The 723-nt window shown below is 69.2% G+C and carries 2 protein-coding genes; both read left to right on the top strand.

Annotated elements, in window-relative coordinates; translation table 11 throughout:
* Positions 1–520 (top strand): HAD-IC family P-type ATPase (locus tag ACEN88_RS33405; protein ID WP_413346628.1); only part of this gene is annotated, 520 nt, incomplete at its 5' end.
* Positions 520–660 (top strand): cbb3-type cytochrome oxidase assembly protein CcoS, encoded by a 141-nt coding sequence (gene ccoS / locus ACEN88_RS33400; protein WP_036240176.1) that lies wholly within the window; start codon positions 520–522, stop codon positions 658–660. The genes ACEN88_RS33405 and ccoS, both read left to right, overlap by 1 nt.
* Positions 661–723: the final 63 nt, after the last annotated feature.

The raw sequence follows: 723 nt of genomic DNA, 5'->3' as shown, positions 1-723 counted from the left end.
GCCGGTGGCGCGCGTCGTGGGGGCGGGCCTGCGCGCGGCCGGCAAGACGGTCGTGCTGCTGTCCGGCGACGACGACGAGGCCGCGCAGGACGTCGCCATGCAGCTCGGCATCGCGCACGCGCTGGGCCACCAGTTACCCGAAGATAAACTGACCGTCGTGCGCGGCCTGCAGCGCGAGGGCGCCGTCGTGGCGATGGTCGGCGACGGCATCAACGATGCGGCCGTGCTGTCGGGTGCCGATGTGAGTTTCGCGATGGGGCAGGGCGCGCAGCTGGCGCAGCTGCACGCCGACTGCGTGCTGCTGGGTGAGGGCCTGCGCCCGCTGGCGGCCGCGCTGGACACGGCGGCGGACACCTTGCGCGTGATCCGCCAGAACCTGGGGTGGGCGATGCTGTACAACGTGGCGGCGATTCCGGCGGCGGCGAGCGGCCTGCTGAATCCGTGGCTGTCGGGCGTGGGGATGGCCGCGAGTTCGGCGCTCGTGGTGCTCAACGCGGCACGGCTGAGGAGGGAGTCATAATGGAAGCCTTGTATTTGCTGGTGCCGCTGAGCGTGATGCTCGTTGCGTTCGCAGTGTGGATCTTTTTCGGCGCGGCGGACAGCGGGCAGTTCGACGATCTGGAGGGACCGGCGTTGCGGATTCTCAGCGACGACGATTGACGGACTCCGTCGTTCCCGCGCAGGCGGGAACCCATGCTGAAGATCAGCATTCAGTACGTCGGA

This window comes from Massilia sp. CT11-108, assembly GCF_047302915.1.
In the GTDB taxonomy this organism is placed as follows: Bacteria; Pseudomonadota; Gammaproteobacteria; order Burkholderiales; family Burkholderiaceae_D; genus Telluria; species Telluria orientalis.
This window is presented reverse-complemented; position numbering and strand designations above follow the sequence as displayed.